General features: G+C 69.6%; 19 protein-coding genes and 1 tRNA gene. 13 read left to right on the top strand and 7 right to left on the bottom strand.

Annotated elements, in window-relative coordinates:
* The first annotated feature begins 5 nt into the window (after window positions 1-5).
* From K2X73_RS01240 to K2X73_RS01215, 6 genes are all read left to right on the top strand, one after another.
* Window positions 6-1,127 carry an NAD(P) transhydrogenase subunit alpha gene (locus tag K2X73_RS01240; protein ID WP_294107813.1) on the top strand — a complete coding sequence of 374 codons (1,122 nt, stop codon included), beginning with the start codon at window positions 6-8 and terminating at the stop codon, window positions 1,125-1,127.
* Window positions 1,128-1,269: 142 nt separating this feature from the next.
* A complete protein-coding gene (locus K2X73_RS01235; protein WP_294107811.1) occupies window positions 1,270-1,635 on the top strand; it encodes a DUF559 domain-containing protein in 366 nt (121 codons plus the stop codon).
* Entirely contained in the window at window positions 1,635-1,916 is a 282-nt protein-coding gene (locus K2X73_RS01230; protein WP_294107809.1) for an NAD(P) transhydrogenase subunit alpha, read from the top strand. The genes K2X73_RS01235 and K2X73_RS01230 overlap by 1 nt, the downstream gene beginning before the upstream one ends.
* Window positions 1,917-1,937: 21 nt before the next feature.
* Entirely contained in the window at window positions 1,938-3,419 is a 1,482-nt protein-coding gene (locus tag K2X73_RS01225) for an NAD(P)(+) transhydrogenase (Re/Si-specific) subunit beta (protein ID WP_294107807.1), read from the top strand.
* Window positions 3,419-4,276: a winged helix DNA-binding protein gene (locus K2X73_RS01220; RefSeq protein ID WP_294107805.1), complete on the top strand. Its 858-nt coding sequence runs from the start codon at window positions 3,419-3,421 to the stop codon at window positions 4,274-4,276. Before K2X73_RS01225 ends, K2X73_RS01220 begins: the two co-directional genes overlap by 1 nt.
* 53 nt (window positions 4,277-4,329) lie before the next feature.
* Window positions 4,330-4,405, top strand: a tRNA-Val gene (locus K2X73_RS01215).
* Here the strand turns inward: K2X73_RS01215 and bchJ are convergent.
* The 3 genes from bchJ to K2X73_RS01200 all read right to left on the bottom strand — a co-directional run bounded on the left by bchJ (window position 4,362) and on the right by K2X73_RS01200 (window position 7,187).
* A complete protein-coding gene (gene bchJ / locus K2X73_RS15475) occupies window positions 4,362-5,015 on the bottom strand; it encodes a bacteriochlorophyll 4-vinyl reductase (protein WP_365980171.1) in 654 nt (217 codons plus the stop codon). The two genes, K2X73_RS01215 and bchJ, sit on opposite strands and share 44 nt — an antisense overlap.
* Entirely contained in the window at window positions 5,012-6,616 is a 1,605-nt protein-coding gene (bchE, locus tag K2X73_RS01205; protein ID WP_294107801.1) for a magnesium-protoporphyrin IX monomethyl ester anaerobic oxidative cyclase, read from the bottom strand. The genes bchJ and bchE overlap by 4 nt, the downstream gene beginning before the upstream one ends.
* 85 nt (window positions 6,617-6,701) lie before the next feature.
* The gene (locus K2X73_RS01200) at window positions 6,702-7,187 is read right to left on the bottom strand and encodes a hypothetical protein (protein WP_294107799.1); all 486 of its coding nucleotides are present in this window, start codon (window positions 7,185-7,187) and stop codon (window positions 6,702-6,704) included.
* A gap of 147 nt (window positions 7,188-7,334) precedes the next feature.
* Between K2X73_RS01200 and ruvC the strand changes: the two genes are divergently transcribed.
* From ruvC to K2X73_RS01175, 5 genes are all read left to right on the top strand, one after another.
* On the top strand, window positions 7,335-7,844 hold the full coding sequence (ruvC, locus tag K2X73_RS01195) for a crossover junction endodeoxyribonuclease RuvC (protein WP_294107797.1): 510 nt from the start codon (window positions 7,335-7,337) through the stop codon (window positions 7,842-7,844).
* Between the two features lie 11 nt (window positions 7,845-7,855).
* Entirely contained in the window at window positions 7,856-8,779 is a 924-nt protein-coding gene (gene argB / locus K2X73_RS01190; protein WP_294107795.1) for an acetylglutamate kinase, read from the top strand.
* Window positions 8,780-8,816: 37 nt separating this feature from the next.
* Window positions 8,817-9,122 (top strand): YggT family protein, encoded by a 306-nt coding sequence (locus K2X73_RS01185; RefSeq protein ID WP_294107792.1) that lies wholly within the window; start codon window positions 8,817-8,819, stop codon window positions 9,120-9,122.
* A gap of 62 nt (window positions 9,123-9,184) precedes the next feature.
* Window positions 9,185-10,060, top strand: a complete 876-nt coding sequence (folD, locus tag K2X73_RS01180; protein ID WP_294107790.1) for a bifunctional methylenetetrahydrofolate dehydrogenase/methenyltetrahydrofolate cyclohydrolase FolD — start codon at window positions 9,185-9,187, stop codon at window positions 10,058-10,060.
* A 7-nt stretch (window positions 10,061-10,067) separates the two neighbouring features.
* Complete coding sequence (locus K2X73_RS01175; protein WP_294107788.1) at window positions 10,068-10,691, top strand: MarC family protein; 624 nt, start codon at window positions 10,068-10,070, stop codon at window positions 10,689-10,691.
* 172 nt (window positions 10,692-10,863) lie between these two features.
* Here the strand turns inward: K2X73_RS01175 and K2X73_RS01170 are convergent, their stop codons facing one another.
* Window positions 10,864-12,645 (bottom strand): AcrB/AcrD/AcrF family protein, encoded by a 1,782-nt coding sequence (locus tag K2X73_RS01170; RefSeq protein ID WP_294107786.1) that lies wholly within the window; start codon window positions 12,643-12,645, stop codon window positions 10,864-10,866.
* A 56-nt stretch (window positions 12,646-12,701) separates the two neighbouring features.
* Between K2X73_RS01170 and K2X73_RS01165 the strand changes: the two genes are divergently transcribed.
* Together K2X73_RS01165 and K2X73_RS01160 are read left to right on the top strand one after the other, a co-directional pair.
* Window positions 12,702-13,118: a GtrA family protein gene (locus tag K2X73_RS01165; protein WP_294107784.1), complete on the top strand. Its 417-nt coding sequence runs from the start codon at window positions 12,702-12,704 to the stop codon at window positions 13,116-13,118.
* The gene (locus tag K2X73_RS01160; RefSeq protein WP_294107782.1) at window positions 13,118-13,843 is read left to right on the top strand and encodes a class I SAM-dependent methyltransferase; all 726 of its coding nucleotides are present in this window, start codon (window positions 13,118-13,120) and stop codon (window positions 13,841-13,843) included. Before K2X73_RS01165 ends, K2X73_RS01160 begins: the two co-directional genes overlap by 1 nt.
* On the opposite strand, the gene K2X73_RS01155 is transcribed toward K2X73_RS01160, so the two are convergent.
* The 3 genes from K2X73_RS01155 to pgmG all read right to left on the bottom strand — a co-directional run bounded on the left by K2X73_RS01155 (window position 13,824) and on the right by pgmG (window position 17,520).
* On the bottom strand, window positions 13,824-14,840 hold the full coding sequence (locus K2X73_RS01155; protein ID WP_294107780.1) for a glycosyltransferase family 2 protein: 1,017 nt from the start codon (window positions 14,838-14,840) through the stop codon (window positions 13,824-13,826). The two genes, K2X73_RS01160 and K2X73_RS01155, sit on opposite strands and share 20 nt — an antisense overlap.
* Before the next feature lie 45 nt (window positions 14,841-14,885).
* Complete coding sequence (locus tag K2X73_RS01150; protein WP_294107778.1) at window positions 14,886-16,064, bottom strand: glycosyltransferase; 1,179 nt, start codon at window positions 16,062-16,064, stop codon at window positions 14,886-14,888.
* Between the two features lie 73 nt (window positions 16,065-16,137).
* Window positions 16,138-17,520 (bottom strand): phosphoglucomutase/phosphomannomutase PgmG, encoded by a 1,383-nt coding sequence (gene pgmG, locus K2X73_RS01145; RefSeq protein ID WP_294107776.1) that lies wholly within the window; start codon window positions 17,518-17,520, stop codon window positions 16,138-16,140.
* Between the last annotated feature and the right edge of the window lie 4 nt (window positions 17,521-17,524).

The raw sequence follows: 17,524 nt of genomic DNA, 5'->3' as shown, positions 1-17,524 counted from the left end.
GCCCCATGAAAATCGCGGTCCTCAAGGAGCAAGTCGTTGGGGAGCGCAGAGTCGCCGCGACCCCGGAGACGGTGAAGAAGCTTGGCCAGCTCGGCGCGACGCTGGCGGTGGAAGCGGGCGCGGGCGATGGCGCGGCGATCGCCGACGCCGCCTATGCCGAGGCGGGAGCGACGATCGCCGACCGGGCGGGGGTGTTGGCGGACGCCGATATCGTGCTCGGCGTGCAGGGGCCTGATCCGGCGAGCCTTGCCGGCGCCAAGCCCGGCGCGTGGCTGGCGGCGATCCTCAACCCGTTCGGCGAGCGCGGCCGGGTCGACGCCTATGCGGCGGCGGGGTTCGAGGCGCTGGCGATGGAGTTCATGCCGCGCATCACCCGCGCCCAGTCAATGGACGTGCTTTCCAGCCAGGCGAACCTCGCGGGCTATAAGGCGGTGCTCGACGCGGCGGCCGAATATGGCCGCGCATTCCCGATGATGATGACCGCGGCGGGCACGGTCTCGGCCGCGCGCGTGTTCGTGATGGGGGTGGGCGTCGCCGGGCTGCAGGCGATCGCGACCGCGCGGCGGCTCGGCGCGCAGATCTCCGCCACCGACGTGCGCGCCGCGACCAAGGAGCAGATCCTCTCGCTCGGCGCCAAGCCGATCTTCGTCGAGAAGGTGGCGGGGATCGAGGGCGAGGGCAGCGGCGGCTATGCGACCGAGATGTCGGCCGAATATCAGGCGGCGCAGGCCGAGTTGGTCTCGTCGCACATCGCCAAGCAGGACATCGTGATCACGACCGCGCTGATCCCCGGCCGCGCGGCGCCGCGGCTGGTGAGCGACGCGCAGATCGCCTCGATGCGCCCGGGTTCGGTGATCGTCGATCTCGCGGTCGAACAGGGCGGCAATGTGGAAGGGTCGGTGCCGGGCGAGGTGGTCGAGCGCCACGGGGTGCGGATCGTCGGCCATCGCAACATGCCAAGCCGCCTCGCCGCCGACGCCTCGGCGCTCTATGCGCGCAACCTGTTCAATTTCCTCTCGGCCTTCTGGGACAAGGAAGCCAAGCGCCCGGTGCTCGACGCCGAGATCGGCGACGCGATCCGGCTGACCAAGGACGGCCAGGTGGTGAACCCGAGGCTGTTGGGGTGACTTTCGTTGGCGTCCGCAACCGGGGGCAGCATCGGTGAGAGCCGAACCTCCCCATGCCCCGCATGGGGAGGGGGACCGTTCGCCATCGGCGAACGGTGGAGGGGCAGCGACGCTGCGGCGAGCGCGGCAACTCCGCAAAAGGATGAGCTTGCCCGAAGTTCTGTTGTGGCGCTGCCTGCGACGCCGGGCACTGGGCCTCAAATTTCGCAAGCAACACCCGCTACCGCCCTATGTGCTTGATCTTTACGCGCCGGCGGCTCGCTTGGTCGTCGAAATCGACGGCCACGCGCATGATTGCGGCGATCAGCCGGAGCGTGACGCCGCTAAGGATGCGTTCCTTGCCGCGCATGGCCTGCGCGTGATCCGCGTCGCGGCCGGCGATGTGCTCGCCGATCCCGAACAAGTCGCCGAAGCGATCGTGGCAAGCGTCGCCTTGCCCCTCCACCGCCCTGCGGGCGGTCCCCCTCCCCATGCGGTGCATGGGGAGGTTCCTGTGGGAGCCTATTGATGGACTTCATCTCCACCCTGTCGATCTTCGTGATGGCGTGTTTCGTCGGCTATTATGTCGTCTGGTCGGTCACGCCCGCGCTGCACACGCCGCTGATGGCGGTGACGAACGCGATTTCCTCGGTGATCATCGTCGGCGCACTCGTCGCGGGGGCGGCGGCGGGGTCGCCGGTCGCCAAATATCTCGGGCTCGCGGCCGTAGTGCTCGCCAGCATCAACATCTTCGGCGGGTTCGCCGTCACCGAGCGGATGCTCGCCATGTACAAGAAGAAGGCGAAGTAACGCGCCATGGGGGCTCAAACGATGCACGAAGCGGTTGCCGTCAATCCCTGGGTCGCGCTCGCCTATCTGGTCGCGGGCGTGTGCTTCATCCTCGCGCTGCGCGGGCTGTCGAGCCCGGCGTCGAGCCGCCAGGGCAATCGCTATGGCATGATCGGCATGGGCATCGCGGTGGTAACGACGCTCCTCACCCACGCCCCCGCCGTGCAGCTGCCGCCCGAGGCGTGCGTCGGCAAGGAGTCCTTCTGCGGCCATGTCTTCCAGCTCGATTATGGCGCGCTCGCCGAAATCCTGATCGCGATCGCGATCGGCGCGGTGATCGGCGTCACCACCTCGCGCCGGATCAAGATGACCGACATGCCGCAGCTGGTCGCCGCGTTCCACTCGCTGGTGGGCCTGGCGGCGGTGCTGGTTGGCTGGGCGGCGTATCTGAACCCGGAGGCGTTCGGCATCGCCGCCGCCGGGCAGATTTTCCTCCAGAGCCGGGTCGAGATGGGCCTAGGCGTGGCGATCGGCGCGATCACCTTCTCGGGCTCGGTGATCGCGTTCGCAAAGTTGAACGGCAATATGAGCGGCAAGCCCATCCTGCTGCCCGCGCGCCACATCATCAACCTCGGCACACTCGCCGCGATCCTCGGGCTGATCGGCTATTTCCTCACCGATCAATCGCTGTGGGTGTTCGGGGTGGTGACGTTGCTCGCCTTCGCGATCGGCTTCCTGCTGATCATCCCGATCGGCGGGGCGGACATGCCGGTCGTCGTCTCGATGCTCAACAGCTATTCGGGCTGGGCGGCGGCGGCGATGGGGTTCACGCTCCACAACACCGCGATGATCATCACCGGCGCGCTGGTGGGCAGCTCGGGCGCGATCCTCAGCTACATCATGTGCAACGCGATGAACCGCAGCTTCATCAGCGTGATCGCGGGCGGCTTCGGCGCGAGCGACAGCGGCGGCGGGGGCGCCGCCAAGGTCGACCGGCCGTGGAAGCGCGGCTCGGCCGACGACGCCGCCTTCCTGATGACCCAGGCCGAACAGGTGATCATCGTCCCCGGTTACGGCATGGCGGTCGCCCAGGCGCAGCACATCCTGCGCGAGATGACCGACAAGCTGAAGGAAAAGGGGGTGAGCGTGAAGTTCGCGATCCACCCCGTCGCCGGCCGGATGCCCGGGCACATGAACGTGCTGCTCGCCGAAGCGAACGTGCCCTATGACGAGGTGTTCGAGCTGGAGGACATCAACAGCGAATTCGCGCAGACCGATGTCGCCTTCATCATCGGCGCCAACGACGTGGTGAACCCCGCCGCCAAGACCGACAAGGGATCGCCGATCTACGGGATGCCGGTGTTCGACGTGGAGAAGGCCAAGACCGTGCTGTTCATCAAGCGCAGCATGGGCGGCGTCGGCTATGCCGGTGTCGATAACGACGTGTTCTACATGGACAACACCATGATGCTGCTCGCCGATGCCAAGAAGATGGTGGAGGAAATCGTCAAGGCGATCGGTTGATGCGGCTTGACGAACGCGCGGTACTGCTCGTCGCCGGGGTGGACGGCGCGGCGGCGGGGCGCGACGCCGTGGGGCATCTCGGCGCGCGACTGATCGGGCCGGTCGCGCCCGCCGACTTCGCTGGCCCGGGCGCCGCCGATGTGGTGCTGATCGAGGCGGCCGGCGTGGCGGACGATCCGCTCGCCGCGCTGCTCGAACGCGCCGCCACGCTCGACGTGCCGCTGGTGGTGGCGTTCGACGCCGCGCGGATCGATCTGGTGGCCGCGTTCCTGCTCGATAGCCGCGCCACCTTGCTCTGCGCGCCGACGATCGCCGAACGTGTGACCGCGCTCGCGGTCGCGCTCGGCGATGCCGGCGGGCGCGTGCGCGAACAGGATGCGGCGAGCGTCGCCGCGCTCCAGGCCGAGATCGCCCGGCTGGTGGAGGCGATCGCCCGGCTCACCCGCGACGAACCGCCGCCGGGCGGGCTCGCCGACCGGCGCCCGCTGTTCCGGGGCGAACCGACCCCGACCTCCGGCAGCGCCGGCCATATCCGCGCCCTGCTCCGCGCCCGCCGGCTGCGCGACGAACATTTCGGCGCGGGCCTGTTCGAGGACCCCGCCTGGGACATGCTGCTCGATCTCTATGCCGCCGAGCTGGAGGGGGTGCGCGTCTCGGTTTCGTCGCTGTGCATCGCCGCCGCGGTCGCGCCGACCACCGCGCTGCGCTGGATCGGCCGGCTGAGCGAGCAGGGCCTGCTGGAGCGCGTGCCCGATCCGCGCGACCGGCGCCGCGCCTTCATCTCGCTGTCGGCGGAGGCGACGGCGGCGATGGCCCGCCACTGGCAGGCGCGCCAGGCGCTGCTCACGGCGCGCTGACCCGCCGCGCGGGGCTTGCGCGCCTGGCCGCTTGCTGCCAGAGCGGCGGGCGCGGGCGATTAGCTCAGTTGGTAGAGCGTCTCGCTTACACCGAGAATGTCGGCGGTTCGAGTCCGTCATCGCCCACCATCAACGCCGCGCGCCGCCGGGCCGGGCCTACCCTCGCCCCCGCATAGGTATAGCGCTCCACGACGAAGCGGCACGACGCGATGCCACGGCCGCAGCGTTCCTCCACCACCCACGCCCCCGGCGTCACCAGCCGCTGCCACAGCGTCGTGAACACCGCCTCGTGCCACGCGCAGCGCGCGTCCGCTGTCGCCCGGGCGAGCGGGTTGGCGGCGATCTCGAACCGGGTCGGCGCGTGGCCGACCACCGCGAACCGGCCCGATCCGGTGAAGGTCCAGGCGTGCGCCGTCACCGCGCGCAACAGCAGCGGCTCGGCGAGCGCGGGCGGCAGCGCGATCAGCAGCGCGCGGGCGAGCCACGGCAGGCGATGCTCCATGATGTAATCGGCGGTGCGCCGCCCGGCATCGCGCGCCAGCGGCAGCGGATCGGGGGCGAGCCGCCATAGCGCGGCATGGAGCGCGGCGACCTCCCCTTCCGGCAGCATCGCCGATGGCGGGACCTTCAACCAATCGGGATGGCGCGCCTCGGCGAACACGGCCGCCGCCAGCGCCGGGCGGCTGGCGAGCGCCGCGCCGAGCTGGATCGCGGCATTGGGGCCGATCCGCGCGCTCATTGTCCGCAGATCGGCGCGGCGGGGGCAGACAGCGCGCGCGCCGCCTTGGCGACCGCGCGGCGTTCGCGCGCCAGCTCGGCGCGGTCCTGCGCCGCCTCCCAATCGCCGAGCGCGGCGGGCGCCATGGTGCGGCTGGCATCGAAGCCGAAATCGACCGCCTTTTTCGATTGCGGCCCCCAATAGCCGACCTTGCCGAGATTGTAGAAGCTGCGCTGGAAACCGGCCTGCGCGAACGCCTTCAGGCAACCGAGCAGATACCGCCGGCGAAAGCCGGTCCCGCGCCAGGGATAATGGAACAAAGCCTTGCGCATGTAGAAGCGCCGGTAATTGTTCATCACCCGATCGAGCAGCTCGCCGCGCTCCATCGCCGCCGGCTTCATGATCGGCGTCACGAAATTATACTGGCTGAAATCGTGAATCTCGACCTTGTCCCCCAGCGCCTTGAACAGGTTGGAGAAGGGCCAGGGCGTGTACATCGACCAGTTGGCGAGATCGGGCTGCCAATCCCACGCCATGCGATAGGTTTCCTCCAGCGTCTCGGGCGTTTCGTTCTCCAGCCCGACGATGAACTGCGCCTCGGTGAAAATGTCGGCCTCACGCAGCAGCCGGATCGCTTCCTTGTTCTGCGCGACGGTGGTTTCCTTGTGGAACAGATCGAGCTTCAGCTGCGCCGCCGCCTCGGTGCCGAGCGAGACGTGAACGAGCCCCGCGCGGCGCCACAGCGGCAGCAGATCCTTGTCGCGCATCACATCGGTGACGCGGGTGTTGATCCCCCATTTCACCGTATCGGGCAGGCCGCGTTCGATCAGCAGCTCGCAGAATTCGGTGAATTTGCGCCGGTTGATGGTCGGCTCCTCGTCCGCCAAAATGAAGAAGCCGACGCCGTGATCGCGCGCCAGCACCTCGATCTCGTCGACCACTTTCGCCGGCTCACGGACGCGGTAATCGCGCCAGAATTTCCACTGCGAGCAGAAGGAACAGCTGAACGGGCAGCCGCGCGCCATGCTGGGGATCGCGACCCGCGTGCCGAGCGGGATATAGGTGTAGCGCGCCCAATCGAGGATCGACCAATCGGGGCCGATCGCATCGAGATCGCGCACCGTCGGCGCCGCCGGAGTGGCGATCACCTGCCCCCTTTCCGCATAAGCGAGCCCCCGGATCGTCGCGCGCGCCTCGGGCCAGCGTCCTTCGGCGACCGCGGTGACGAGCGCGTTGAAAATCTCCTCGCCTTCGCCGCGCACGATCACGTCCACCCAGGGCGCCTCGTGCAGCACCTGCGGGTACATGAAGGTGCCGTGGATGCCGCCCAGCACCCGCACCGCCCCCGGCGCGACGCGCTGCGCGAGCTGGAGCACGCGCTCGGCGGCATAAATGGCGGGCGTGATCGCGGTGGTGCCGATCACGTCGGGCGCCGCCTCGGCGATGCGCAGCGCGAGCGCGCCGTCATCCAGCCCCTCGGTCATCGCGTCGACGAAGACGATGTCGTCAAACCCCGCGCGTTTCAGCGCCCCCGCCAGATAGGGCGCCCAGGCGGGCGGCCAGCTCCCGGCGATCTCGGCCCCGCCCGAGCGATAATTGGGGTGAACGAGCATGATCCGCATGGCCCGGGCTCCTGATTGCCAAGGCTTGCGAGGCTGGCGCAGGCGGCGGGCGCGGGCTTTGACGCGCGTCAAACGCGGCAGGCGTTCAGCGTGCCGGGATCACCACCAGCGTTGTCGTCTCCACCTTGGCGCCACTCAGCTGAATCAGGTAGCGGCCGGGCGAGAGATCGAACGTCACCAGCTTGCGCAAACCCCAGCACGACGCGCCGTGGCCATGGGCGATCGCGGGCAGCGCCGCGCCGTCGCGCACCACATCGATCCAGGCGCTGGTGCCGAGTCCGACGCTGTACCGCCCCGGCTTCGCCACCTCGACCGCGACCGTGCCGCCCCGGCTCGCGGGGTCGGGCGCGCGCTCGGGCGGCAGGGCAAAGCGCAGCGCGGCGCCCGGTGCCAGACCGACCCGCGCCGGCTGGTTGACCGCGATGGCCGGCGCCGCCTCAGCCGTCTGCCCCGCCGCCACCGTGACCGGCGCGCGCCAACCGCGCGGCGGCAGCGCCGACGAGGGTGTGCCGGGCGGACATTCGGGCGTGGCGGCGATCAACGGCAAGGCGGCGAGGATCAACAGGCGCATCCGCGACTCCGGTTGGCGGGAACACTGCTTTGTTATCAAGGTGATCTGGCCCCTCCAAGCCGCCCGAGCCAAGCTGCCCGACGGTTGCGAGGCCCCCGGCATGGCGGCGCGGTAGCATCCGCGCCGGCGTCCGGCTAAACCCCGGTGATGCGCGCGACGATCATCCTCGGGCTCGATCCCGGGCTCGGCACCACGGGTTGGGGGGTGATCCGGGCGGAGGGCAACCGCCTCGCCCATCTCGCCAACGGCCGGATCAAGACCCCTGCCGACGTCGCGCTCCCCGCCCGCCTTGCCCAGCTCGACGCCGCGCTCGCCGCGCTGATCGCCGAGCACCATCCGCAGGCGGCGGCGGTGGAGGAGGTGTTCGTCAACACCAATCCGCAATCGACCTTGAAGCTCGGCCAGGCGCGCGGGGTGTGCCTGTGCGCGGCGGCGCGCGCCGGGCTCGACGTGGGCGAATATGCCGCGCGCGCGGTGAAGAAGGCGCTGGTCGGCACCGGCGGCGCGGACAAGGCGCAGGTGCAGGCGATGGTCGCGCGGCTGCTGCCCGGGGCGAAGCTCGCCGGGCCGGACGCCGCCGACGCGCTCGCGGTCGCGATTACGCACGCGCATCATTTGGCGAGCGCGCGGCTTTCGCCGCTCCACGCGATCCGTTAGGAGCGCCGACGATGACCGATCACAGCCCCAGCGCCGCGCTGCTCGCCAAGGCCGAAACGCTTACCGAAGCCCTACCCTATCTCAACCGCTATGCCGGCGCGACCTTCGTCGTGAAATATGGCGGCCATGCGATGGGCGACGGCGAGCGCCAGCGCGATTTCGCCGAGGATGTCGCGTTGCTGAAGGCGGTCGGCATCAATCCGGTGGTGGTGCATGGCGGCGGGCCGCAGATCGGCGCGATGCTGAAGAAACTGGGCGTCGAATCGAGCTTCGTCGATGGCCTGCGCGTCACCGACGCCGAAACCGCGCAGGTCGCCGAAATGGTGCTGTCGGGCGCGATCAACAAGGAACTCGTGGCGTGGATCGGCGAGGCGGGCGGGCGCGCGATCGGGCTTTCGGGCAAGGACGCGGGCATGGTGCGCGCGGTGAAAGTCACCCGCACCACCCGCGACCCGGACAGCCATATCGAGCGCGCGGTCGACCTGGGCTTTGTCGGCGAGCCGCAACTGATCGACCGGCGGGTGATCGATACGGTTTCCGCCGCCGGGATGATCCCGGTGGTCGCGCCGATCGGCATCGGCGCCGATGGCCAGACTTATAACATCAACGCCGATACGATGGCGGGCGCGCTCGCCGCGGCGCTCGGCGCCGCGCGGCTGTTCCTGCTGACCGACGTGCCCGGCGTGCTCGACAAGGGCGGCGACCTGCTCACCGATCTCGATCCGGCGCGGATCGCGGGGCTGGTGGCGGACGGCACCATCTCCGGCGGGATGATCCCCAAGATCGAAACCTGCGTCACCGCGGTCGAGGCCGGGGTCGACGCCGCCGTCATCCTCGACGGGCGGGTGCCGCACGCGATGCTGCTCGAAATCTTCACCCGCCGCGGCGCCGGCACGCTGGTCCATGCCCGGGGGCTGGAAAAGCCGAGTGTTTGATCCTATTATAACACCTGATTGAACGGAGACACCCGCTTTGCTCTACACGCTGCTTGGCGTTCTGCTCATTCTGCTCGATGTCGCGAGCTGGATCATTTTCGCGCAGATCATCCTGTCGCTGCTGATCGCGTTCAACGTGATCAACACCTATAACGACGCGGTGCGCCAGGTTTATGCCGGGCTGACGCGGATGACCGAGCCGCTCTACCGGCCGATCCGGCGGATCATGCCTGATTTCGGGCCGCTCGATTTCTCGCCGATGGTGGTGCTGCTCGGCATCCGCATCCTCGACTATATCTTCGCGCAGATGCAGGCGGGCGCGGCGATCGGCGGGGGATTTTAAGCGGCTCGACGGTGAGGTCGGGGGCTGGCGCGGCGGGCGCCCCGCCCCTAAGGTCCGCGCCCATGAGCGCTGAGATCATCGACGGCAAAGCCTTCGCCGCCGCGCTGCGCGCGCGCATCGCCGAGCAGGTCGCGACATTCACCAAGCAAGCCGGCCGCGCGCCGGGGCTGGCGGTGGTGCTGGTCGGCGACGATCCGGCCTCCGCCGTCTATGTCCGCAACAAGGCGAAGGCCTGCGCCGCGGTCGGCATGGCGGGCAGCGAGCACCGCCTGCCCGCCGACACCGCGCCCGAGACGCTGCTCGCGCTGATCGCCGACCTGAACGCCGATGCGGCGATCGACGGCATCCTCGTCCAGATGCCGCTGCCGCCGCAGATCGACGCCTGGGCGGTGATCCTGGCGATCGACCCGGCCAAGGATGTCGACGGGCTCCACCCGCTCAACGCCGGCCTGCTCGCCGCCGGGCATCCGGGCTTCGTGCCGTGCACGCCGCAAGGCTGCCTGATGCTGCTGAAGGATCGGCTGGGGAGCCTCGCCGGGCGCGACGCGGTGGTGATCGGGCGCTCGAACCTGGTCGGCAAGCCGATCGCGCAGTTGCTGCTCGCCGAGAACGCGACCGTCACCCTTGCCCATTCGCGCACCCGCGATCTGGCGAGCATCGTCCACCGCGCCGACATCGTCGTGGCGGCGGTCGGCCGTGCCGAGCTGGTGCGCGGGGAGTGGATCAAGCCCGGCGCGGTGGTGATCGATGTCGGCATCAATCGCGGCGATCATGGCCTGGTCGGCGATGTCGATTTCGCCGGCGCGGCGAGCGTCGCCTCGGCGATCACCCCGGTGCCCGGCGGGGTCGGACCGATGACGATCGCCTGCCTGCTGCGCAACACGCTGATCGCCGCCGGCCAGCGTGCGGGCGTGGCGATCGACGCCGAGGCGCTGTGACCCGCCGATGATCGAGCTTTTCGTCTCCTCGCTGATCACCTTCTTCGTGGTGATCGATCCGCCCGGCTGCGCGCCGATCTATGCCGGGCTCACCGCCGGCGCGCCGCGATCGCATGTTCGCGCGATGGCGGGGCGCGCGGTGCTGGTCGCGGGTGGCATCCTCGTCGTGTTCGCGCTGTTCGGGCAGGATATCTTGCGCGCGCTGGGGATCAGCCTCGATGGCTTCCGCATCGCCGGCGGGATCATGCTGTTCCTGATCGCGCTCGAAATGGTGTTCGAAAAGCGCACCCAGCGCCGCGAGGACCGCGCGCAGAAGATGATCGCGGCGGACGAGGTGGACGATGTCTCGATCTTCCCGATGGCGATGCCGATGCTCGCCGGGCCGGGCTCGATCGCCTCGATCATGCTGCTGATGTCGCGCGGGACGGGCATCGAGCGGACGCTGGTGATCCTGGCGGCGCTCGGCGCGATCCTGGCGCTGACCTATTTCGCGCTGCTGCTGGCCGGGCCGATCATGCGCGTGCTGGGCGCGAAGGTGGAGGCGGTGGTGACGCGGCTGCTCGGCGTGCTGCTCGCCGCGCTCGCCGCGCAGTTCGTGATCGACGGGCTGAAGGGCGCGTTCAACCTTTAGAGGCTGCCGCTGCTGCCCGTCAGCTCCTCCCCTGGAAGGGGAGGTGGCAGGCGCGATAGCGCCTGACGGAGGGGTGTCCCCCACCCGGCTGAGGGTCATACCCCTCCACCACGCTTCGCGTGGTCCCCCTCCCCCTATGGGGGAGGAGCGTGAAGCCCGCACCCGACCTTGTTCAACCTGTGATGCGGTAAAGCCGCAGCGGCGAGCGCGCCGGTAGCGGCAGCTGCTGCAGGAAGTCGAACCGCTCGCCGCGCGCGAGGCGGTCGTAGAAACCGCCCTTGTCGCGACTGCGGTAAATGGTCGATTCGGCGAGGTTGGGGCAGATCAGCAGCAAGGTCGCACCGTGCGCCCTGGCGATCGCCCGGAACCGCGCCGGGCTGCCGCCGAACGCGTGCTGCACGTCAAGGATCGCGGCGCCGTTGCGGTGATAGGGGCCAGCGATCGCGCGGTGATGCGTCAGCGTGATTAGTCGCGGCCCCAGATCGACAAAGGTGAAGATCGTCTGTGGCGGCAACCGATCGAGCGGGGCGAGCGCGGTCAGGCTCGAACAGCTGCCCGCCGCGCGCCCGACCTTGCGCTCGATCGGCTTGGGCCGGTCGAACGGCAGGTAGCGCAGCACCAGCCCGCTCACCGCGCCCGAGGCGATCAGGAACGCGGCGACGGTGCCGAACACCCGCACCAGCGCGAAGCGGCTCGCCTGTGCCCAGCCCATCCCGAACCAGGCCAGCGCGACCATGCCGGGCACCGCGAGCAGCTGCGCCGCCGGCCCCGCGCGCATCTGCCACAGCAGCAGCCCGCCCGCGACCGCGCTGAACGCGAGCACCGTCAGCCACGGCACCAGGCGATCGTCGCCCCGCGCGCGCCACGCCCCCAGCGCCGCCCCCGCCAGCCCGAGCAGCGCCGAGACCGCGATCGGCAGCGCGATCCGCAGCGGGTGAGTGTAGATCGGCTTGGCCTCGCGTACATTGTTCAGCCAGTCGCGCGCGAGCTCGTCCGAAATGCCCTCCGGCCGGCCGAGGCATTGCGGGAACAGCGTGACGAGCAACCCCGCGACCACCGCCCCCGCCACCGCCGCGAGCGCCAGCCGCGCGAGCATCGCCCGCGGGTTCAGTTGCGCGGCGAGCGCCAGCAGCGCCCCGCTGCACAGCATCAGGCTCAGCCATACGGGGGTCAGCGCGTCGCAGCGCGGGGCGGCATTGGCATAGGAGGCAAAGCCCAGATAGCCGAGCACGCACGCGCCGGCGAGGCACACGCCATACAGCCGCAACCGCTCGTGCTCGTCGCGCGCGGCCACCCAGCGCAGCGCCAGGATGCCGCCCGCCCCCACCACATAGGGCATCAGCTCCAACCCGATCGCGAGCGAGAAAGCGCTCGCCAGCCCCACGGTCACCCCGCCGCGCCGCGCGCGCGGATCGACCAGGCCGGCGATCGTCACGGCAAGGCTCGCCAGCTGCCAGCCATGATGATCGATCCGCATCGGCTCGAACATCTGCATCGTCGAGGTGGCGAGCGGCACGATCACCGGCACCAGCAGCCAGGCGAGCGGATGCACCAGCCGCCGCGCGGTGAACCCCAGCGCGAGCATCGCCACCGACAGCGGCAGCAGCGGCGCGATCCCGCACGCCAGCCGCTCCGCCCAGGGTCCACCGACCAGCGGCTTCAGCGCCACGATCAGCCCGGCGATCGGCAGATCGACGATGCGCGACCAGTGAATATCGGCGCCCAGCGGCGGATCGAGGCGATATTGGCGCAGATCATACCAGCCCTGCCCGCCCAGCCAGGCGCGGACCTGCATCAGCCGCATATTGTCGTCGGTATCGCGCAGCACCAGCCAGCGGATTTGTGGCCAATAGCTATAGACTTCCCACAGCGCGACACCCACCCAGGCGATCAGCAGCAACTGCCACCAGCCGCGATCGAGCTCGCGCGCGAAACTGTTCCGGGGGCTGTTCAAAAGGCTTCCCTCGCTCACGCCCGCGCTTTAGTGGCGGGGCGCAGAAGGGCAAGTCAATGATCCGACACTTACAGGCCGCGCGCGCGCATCCCGCGTTCGGCCAGCTGGTGCGCTACGGCATCGGCGGGCTGGCATCGAGCCTGGTTTACTCGGCGGTCTATCTGCCGCTCACCGCCACCATTTTCCCGGGCACGCGCGCGGTGTACGCGGTGCCGCTGGCGTTCCTGGTCGCGGTGAGCTTCGGCTTCGTCGTCCACAGCCGCTGGAGCTTCAAGGATCAGGGCAGCGCGCGCGGGCCGGCGCAACAGATGAAGTTCGTGCTGGTGCAGGGCTTTGGCCTCGCGCTCAACGCCGCGATCACCTGGAGCGCGACCAAGCTGCTCGGGCTGCATCCCTGGGTGCCGCTGGTGCCGGCGATCCTGCTGGTGGCGGTGCTCGGCTTCCTGCTCAACCGCTATTGGGTGTTCGACTGATGGAACGCATTGTCTATGATCGCATGGCCGAGCATGACAGCAGCCATTGGTGGTATCGCGCCCGGCGCGACATCCTGGCCGATTATGTCGCGCGCTATGCCGGGCTCGGCGCCGACGCGCGCATCCTGGAGATTGGCTGCGGCACCGGGCATAATCTGCCGATGCTCGCGCGCTTCGGGCAAGTCGAGGCGATCGAGATCGACGATGCCGCGCGCGCCATCGCCAGCACCCGGCTCGATCGCCCGGTCGGCGACGCGCCGCTGCCCCAGCTGCCGGGGATCGAGCGCGGCGCTTATGATCTGATCGCGGTGCTCGACGTGGTCGAACATATCGCCGACGATGTCGCCGCGCTGAAGGCGATGGGCGATTGCCTGAAGCCTGGCGGCAAGATCCTGATCACCGTCCCCGCGCACCAATGGCTGTGGAGCGCGCACGACGTGGTGAACCACCACCAGCGCCGCTATTCCAAGGCGAGCCTGGATGCCGCGATCCGCGCGGGCGGGCTGCGCCACAATGGCTTGCGCTATTTCAACTCGCTGCTGTTCCCGCTCGCGGTCGCGGCCCGCCTCGCCGGGCGGCTGACGGGCAAGGACGACAGCGACGACAGCCCCCCGCCCGCGCCGGTGAACGCGCTGTTCGAGAAAGTGTTCGCGATCGAGCGCCACCTGATCGGCCGGGTGCCGATGAGCCCCGGCGTGTCGATCATCACTCTGGCGACGAAGTAAGCTCGGCTGTCGCCACGGGGAGCGTCTCCAGCGCCTGATAGCCCAGGCTCGCGCGGCCCTTCAGCGGGCCGGCGACATCGGCGACGAGATACAAGGGCCGTCGCTTCGACTCGACGTAAAGCCGCCCGAGATATTCGCCGATCATCCCCAGCACGAACATCTGCACCGCGCCCAGCACCACCACCACCAGCATCGTCGAGGTCCAGCCCTGCACCGCGCTGCCGGTGAAGAAACCGATCGCGATATAGACGATCAGCAGCAGCGACGCGCCCGTGAGCGCCAGCCCGACATGGCTCGCGAAACGCAACGGGGCGGTCGAGAACCCCGTCACCGCGTCGAGCGCCAAGCGGATCATCTTGCCGAGCGGGTAGTTGGTGACGCCCGCGTGCCGCTCGGCGCGATCATAGACGAACGGCACCTGGCGGAAGCCGACCCAGGCGACCATGCCGCGGATGAAGCGCGCCTGTTCGGGCATCGCCAGCAGCGCATCGAGCGCGCGCCGGCTCATCAGGCGGAAATCGCCGGTATCGAGCGGGATCGGGGTGTCGGTCACCCGGTCGAGCACGCGGTAGAAAGCGGCCGCCGTCAGGCGCTTGAAGAAAGTCTCGCCCTCGCGCTTGCGGCGCACGGCATAGACGACGTCGGCGCCCTGTTCGGCCATCGTCGCGCGCATTTCGGCGAGCAATTCGGGCGGGTCTTGCAGATCGGCGTCGATGATCAGGATCTGCGCGCCCGAGCAGAGATCGAGCCCGGCGGTCAGCGCCAATTGGTGGCCGTGATTGCGCGACAGGTTGATCGCGACGACATGTGCGTCCTCGGCCGCCAAGCGCTGCATCACCGCCCAGCTACCGTCGCGCGAACCGTCATTCACCAGCACGATCTCATAATCCTCACCCACCGCCGCGCGCGCGGCGGCGCCGACCCGGGCATGGAGCAAAGCGAGATTGGGCTCTTCGTTGTAACAGGGGACGACGACGGATAGCGCGGGGCGTTGCATGGCCGTCTGTCCTAGCGTGCGGCGCGGCGCGCGCAACCGTGGCGGTTACCGGCCCTGGCGGCGCCCCGAAACGAGCCCGGCGAGATGCGCGTGCAGCGCCTCGGCATTGGCCTCCCAGGTGAAGCGTTCGGCGCCGCGCCGCACCGCGTCGCTGGGCGGCGGCGCGGTGATCAGCTCGGCGATCGCGGCGGCGAACGCGGCGGGCTCGCGCGCGGCGAGCCGGCCATAGGTGCCCTGCGTCAACAACTCGCGCGCGCCGCCGACATCGGTGATGACGACCGGCACCCCCGCCGCCAGCGCCTCGACCCAGGCATTGGCGAGCCCTTCGCTCGCCGAGGCGAGCGCCATCACATCGGCGGCGGCGAGCAGCGGGCCAAGCTCGGCATGGGGCACCGCGCCCGTCAGCGTCACGCGGTCCGCCACCCCCAGCCGGGCGATCAACGCGGCGAGTCGGGGACGCTCCGCCCCCTCCCCCACGATCTTCAGCGCCACGCCCGGCAGCCGCGCGACCGCCTCGATCACCACCTCATGCCCCTTGCGCGGCACCAGCGCGCCGAGCGCGATCACCAGCGGCCCGGCCACCCCGATCGCGGCCTTGGCCTCGGCGCGCGGCGTCGCGGCGAAGCGGGCGAGATCGACGCCGGTATAATGCACCCGCACCTTGTCGCGCGCGACACCGAGCGCCGCGACATCGTCCGCCAGCGCGCTCGATACCGCGAGCAGGCCATCGGCATCGCGCGCGGCGCCCGCGACCTGGGCGCGCGTCGGCCCCTGGCCCCAGTGATGAATGTCCGCCCCGCGCGCCTTGATCGACACCGGCACCCCGAAGCGCCGGCCGAGCGCGATCGCGGCGGGGCCATCGGGAAAGAAGAACTCGGCGTCGATCACGTCGAAGGGAAAGTCCCGGCGCAGCGCCGCCAGCCGGGGCGCGAGCGCGCGGGCGAGGCTCGCGGCGAAGAACCGTCCGCCGGTGCCCGGCAGCGCGAGGAAGCGCGGGCGGATGACATTCAGCCCCCGCCACGTCTCGGCCTCGGGCACGGCGGCGAAGGCGCGGTGGTGGCCGAGCCGCGCCAGCGGCCAGGGCGGCACCCCGATCGGCGCGACGACGCGCAAGTCCACCCCCGGCCGCGCGGCGAGGCCCAAGGTCTGCCGCTCGACGAACACCCCGAAATTGGGGCGCGACGCGTCCGGGAACAGGGTCGCGAGGGTCAGGACGCGCAGCATGGCCGCGCTTCTAGCCCCGGGGAGGATAACAAGCGGTTGCGGATCGGCGGCGCGCGCTCGGGGCGGCGGACGCTCAATGCGCCGCCTGCGGCCCCCGCTCCAGCCCGCTCGCCGCGAGCTGCGCGTCGATCTGCGCGAGCAGTCGGTCGAGCCCTTCCTGGCTCTTGGCCTCGGCGCGCGCGACCAGCACGTCCTGCGTGTTCGACGCGCGCAGCAGCCACCAGCCATCGGCGGTGTTCACGCGCGCGCCGTCGGTACGGTTCACCTCGGCGCCTTCGGCCGACAGCCGATCGAGCACCTCGTCGATCACCGCGAACTTGCGGCTTTCATCGACCTGGAAGCGCATTTCGGGGGTGTTGATCATCACCGGCATCGCCGATTTGATCGCGGTCATCGACTGCCCGATCATGTGGACCGCGCGGATCAGGCGGACGGCGGCGTAGAGCGCGTCGTCGAACCCGTAATAATCATGCGCGAAGAAGATGTGCCCGCTCATCTCGCCGGCGAGGGGGGCGTTGGTTTCCTTCATCTTGGTCTTGATCAGACTATGGCCGGTTTTCCACATCAGCGGCTGGCCGCCCAGCTCGGCGATGCGATCGTAGAGCGCCTGGCTGGCCTTCACATCGGCGATGATCGTCGCGCCGGGCAGCTCGCGCAGCACGGGTTCCGCCAAAATGGACAGGATTTGATCGCCCCAGATCACGCGGCCTTCGCCGTCGATCGCGCCGATCCGATCGCCATCGCCATCGAAAGCCAATCCGAAATCGAGCTTTTTTTCCGAGACAAGCGCGCGCAGATGCGCGAGATTCTTTTCCTCGGTAGGATCGGGATGATGGTTGGGAAAATTACCGTCTACATCGGTAAACAACAGATGATGCTCACCCGGGAGGAGCTTAACGAGCTTCTCGATCGCTGGCCCGGCGGCGCCGTTGCCGGCGTCCCACCCGATGCGGAAGGTGCCGCCGGCATAGCCGGCCATCAGCCGGCCGACATAATCGTCGAGTACCGCTGCCTCGGTGACGGTGCCCGCGCCGCTCTCCCAATCGCCCTTCGCGGCAAGCGCGCCGATATCCTGGATGTCGGCGCCGAAGAACGGCCGATGCTGCAGCACCATCTTGAAGCCATTGTAGTTGCCGGGGTTATGGCTGCCGGTTATCTGAATGCCGCCATCCACCTCCAGCACATTCTCGGCATAATATAGCATCGGCGTCGGCCCCATGCCGATCCGCACGACATCGACGCCCGCGCCGGTGAGCCCGTCGATCAGCGCGGCTTCGAGCATGGGCGAGCTGGTGCGGCCATCATAGCCCACCGCCACCCGCGTGCCCCCGGCGCGGCGGACCCGCGTGGCGAAGCCCCGGCCGATCGCGCGGGCGTCGTCCTCGCCCAGGGTTTGGCCGACGATGCCGCGAATATCATATTCGCGTAACGACGTCGGATCGAAGCGGTGGGTCATCATG

This window comes from Sphingomonas sp. (genome assembly GCF_019746665.1).
GTDB lineage: Bacteria > Pseudomonadota > Alphaproteobacteria > Sphingomonadales > Sphingomonadaceae > Sphingomonas.
This window is presented reverse-complemented; position numbering and strand designations above follow the sequence as displayed.